General features: G+C 40.6%; 3 protein-coding genes. All 3 read right to left on the minus strand.

What is annotated here, in order from left to right:
- Nucleotides 1-214: 214 nt before the first annotated feature.
- Entirely contained in the window at nucleotides 215-793 is a 579-nt protein-coding gene (locus B8880_RS11945) for a hypothetical protein (protein ID WP_143933445.1), read from the minus strand.
- Nucleotides 794-1,311: 518 nt separating this feature from the next.
- The gene (locus tag B8880_RS11950; RefSeq protein WP_084257814.1) at nucleotides 1,312-1,878 is read right to left on the minus strand and encodes a DUF6707 family protein; all 567 of its coding nucleotides are present in this window, start codon (nucleotides 1,876-1,878) and stop codon (nucleotides 1,312-1,314) included.
- Between the two features lie 10 nt (nucleotides 1,879-1,888).
- On the minus strand, nucleotides 1,889-3,903 hold a 2,015-nt coding region (locus tag B8880_RS11955), incomplete at its 5' end, for an RHS repeat-associated core domain-containing protein (RefSeq protein WP_208610914.1).

The raw sequence follows: 3,903 nt of genomic DNA on the forward strand, positions 1-3,903 counted from the left end.
CCCAACGGATTGGTGACCTGGTTGAGTTTCAGGCTGTCTTTATCATAGTCGTAACGCCAGCGGTTGCCTTCGCCGTCGATTTTCTCGCTCAGCAGGTCAAAGGCGCCGTAGCGTAACTGCCAGACCACGCCGTTGGCATCGGTGTAACGAATCAGGTTGCCGTGGCGGTCATATTAAAAACTAAGTTATTAAAGAGCTGTTTAAAATGGTTATTTTATGATTTTGGTTTTCCAATAGAATTGTAATACCAATAAGGTAACTTTTGCTCATTAAGGTGATTTAAATAATCCTCATAATACTTATAAGGTTTTTCTTTTTCATCATAATCTAATCCCAATCCTAGCTGAATTAAATATTCTATACCTTCATATGCATAAGTTCCCATCTTACCTAATAGCCTAAAATCGGGGAGTGATGATGTTTCTTGATATTTATAGTTATAAAGATCCCCTAAAGAGTAAAATCTGCAATATTCTAAAATATTATCGATAGTAATATTATCTATGTTTACAAAATATCCTAATGTCCAAGCTTTTTTATTTATATTTGTTGGAGGGGCTATTAAATCTAAATCAATTATCTTTTTTTTCATTTCGTCAATAGATAATAATTCTTTTTTTTCTTTTGAGTAATTTGGAAGTAAAATAGTGATGGAGATATTGTCAGATATTCTAGTGTCTAGTCGCGTTAATAAAACAACTCCTAAAAAAAATCTATTTTTTATATGATAATAAAAAACATCTCCTGATTTTAGTTTTGGTCGTGTTTTTTTTATAAATTGCAGTTTATTCATAAGCATTTCTTCACCTTTACTTTATCTGATAATCCAATATTTTCCGCCACGTTTGAAGCATTTTTCTTAAGCCAATTTCCCCCCCAAGCTACGGTATCAGGATAGATTGCTCGTTTAGGATTAATACTATTAATATTATTTTTCCCTATTGTACCATTTAATAATCTGCGATTATGAATAATTGCTTGCTCTATCGCCCTAGCTTGATTTTTGGTCAGATTTCCTGTGTTTCGTATTAAGCCTATATCCCCTTTACTTCCTGCATGTTCAATAACTCTACGGTCAAAATTATTTGTAATACCAGTATAAATATCACTAATATAATTTGAATAGTTATTAGCCCCTTTATTTAGCCATGTAGAGAAGTCAACGAGGGTTGATTCCCATGGATTACCCCAATTCCACGAATTTTATACCCGTATCATTTAGCATGGTGAAAAATAGATTGCATGTATATCATACTAAAATATATTATTAAAGAACAAGTGAAGTTATCGTAAATTGCCAGAGGCATATTTTTAGAATACATCTTTTATACCGTTTATACAAATGTGATTATTTATTATATTAATATCTAGATTTATGGCGTTTTGTAATAGTGACTGTTCAATAGGTGTATCATCAATAAATACACTTAATTTAATCATTTTCATTAGATGAATGACAATATCTTTTATATAGTTCTTGTTTTTAGTACTAGGCAATTCGAAAATAAATTCTCCTTTTAAAAAACGAGAGTGAACATTTTTATTAACTATTTTTTGTAGTTCATTTCCTGAATTTAAGGGGATGGTTAACATTTCTTTTAAATGTTTTTTCTTCTCTTTATCGCTAGTATTATAAGCGAGTAATGAGATTCCCATTTCACTCCAAGACCAAATGTCAAAATTTCCATTAAACTTATTATCTGATAATTTTTCTAAAAATGGTATATAACATTTATTTTTTAAGCAAAATAGTATATATGAAGTTACAATAACGGATTCTAAGAAATGTTTTTTCGTTTTTTTATTTTTTTTAGGAATTTGTTCAACATAATTCTCAAATTCTTTATCTAATCTAATTGCAGATAATAAATTTTCCATAATATGTTCCTTATTTCACAATGATTTTTACTTTGGTTCCATCAGCAAAACCAGATAAAGCTCTAGCAATCGAAGAACCTGCTCCTCTATTATCACTAGGATTAATATATCTAACACTTGCTCCTGCTCCTCCTTCTTTAAACATTGCCATAGGGAATTCATCTCGATCAAACCCTTTCTTAGTAGGAAAATCAGCTAATGAATCACCTCGTCTAGAGGAGGCACCTAAACGATCAATAGTAAATATATTTCCTGATTTACCAGCAATATTTCCAGATACAAAATCATCAATATGACCAAATGCCTCTTTATATTGAGACTTTGTTAAAGCTAATTGAATATCATGAGTTACTCCATCGCCAGCCGATACTAAACACCCAGCCAATCCCCACGGATCACACCAATCCCACGGATTGCGCACATAGCTGTAAGGCGTTTCTCCGCCATTTAAGCCAATCGGGTCACTGCTGAGATAGTTGGCGGTTTCCGGGTCATAATAACGAAAACGGTTATACGCCAAGCCCGATTCTTCGTCATAATACTGTCCGGCGAACAGCAGGTTTGGATTGAGCGGTTCGCTGGCTTGGTATTTCGCCCAACGATGGTTAAGCAGGCGTCCCCAAAGTGCGGTCGGTTGTTTGCGCCATGCCGGTTTCCCTTCCGGGGTGAACAGTGCCAGCGGCTGCCCGTTGCTTTGGCAGACGGCATAGTGGGTTTGATTTTTCCAGTTTAGCTGTCCACCTTCGGCGGTTTGTTCAATATCGTAGTACTGGTCTTGCTGCGCCAACAGTTCCCAGCCGTGGAACACACTATGTCGGCAACTGTCGATTCGCTGCTGTTTTTCGGTTTCACAGTAGGCAAGCTGGTCGCCGTCCCACACATACCGCACTTTGATGTTTTGTTCCGGACAGGCTTTCTCGATTCGTCTGCCGATATCGTCGTATTTATAATACCAAGTATAGCGGCGTTCGCCGAGTTTGCCTTTGCCGGTGAAGACGGTGAGCTGGTTAAAGCCGTTCCAGCGGTAGTGGCTTTCGCCAGTGCGGTAGCCGTCTTCCTCAGTGGTTTTACGGATAAGCCGTCCGGCACGGTCATAAACATAGCGGTCGTTATTCAGGCGGTGGAGTTTATGTCCCGGCTGATAAATATCGTTGTGGTCAATCAGTTGTTGTTCAGGATAATTCTGGTCAAACGGGTCAAGGGTGATACCGTGCGGCATGCCGACCTGACGTTGGCCGAGATAGCCGCAGCTGTCATACTGATAGCGTTCCCGGGTGTGGTTGCGGTTGCTGATGTCGGTAATCTGGTTGTTGCCGTTGACCGTCATCGCCAGGTTTTCCTGCTCGTCATTGGCGGCAACGGTATTTAATGCCTTATCATAGGCATAAGTGCGGTTGAGTGCGGCAAAGCTCGGGCTATCAATGCCGGTGGCACGCAGTTCATCGCGATTAAAAAAGTGCTGCGGCTCGTAGCCTGCCCGTTGTTGCAACGGCAAACCCATACTGTTGTAGCGCTGCTTCAGGATAAACCCCTGATTGGCGGTGCGCTCGGTCTCGTTGCCGTGTTGGTCGTAGCGGAAGTGAAGTTGATGGGGTTGTTTATCCGTTGCCGGCAAATCCAGACGGATAAGCTCCCCGACCTGATTGTAGTGAAAGGTGGTGCTAATCGCTTGGTCTTTGCCGTCTATCCATAAATGGCGGGTAACGGTCTGCTGCTCGTCATTATATTCGCGCGTGATACGCTGGCGCCCTTGCCGTTCCTCCACAATGCGGTCCAGGTCGTCATAGCGGTATTGCAGGCAGCTGTCGACGGTGTCGATTCGGCGCACCCGCCCGACCTTATCATATTGGTAGTGCACACTGTCGGCACCACAGCGGAGCAGTAGCAAACGCCCGTTGTCGTCATAGTGATAATCGGTCTGTTCGCCTTCCCCGTTGGTTAAGTGCAGCAGATTGCCGTTTTCATCATAACGAAACGTCCAGCGGTTGTCGGCAAAGTCGGTTTCGGTCTCGACCAAGCCGTCGG

The sequence above is a fragment of the Pasteurella testudinis DSM 23072 genome, assembly GCF_900176075.1.
In the GTDB taxonomy this organism is placed as follows: Bacteria; Pseudomonadota; Gammaproteobacteria; order Enterobacterales; family Pasteurellaceae; genus Chelonobacter; species Chelonobacter testudinis.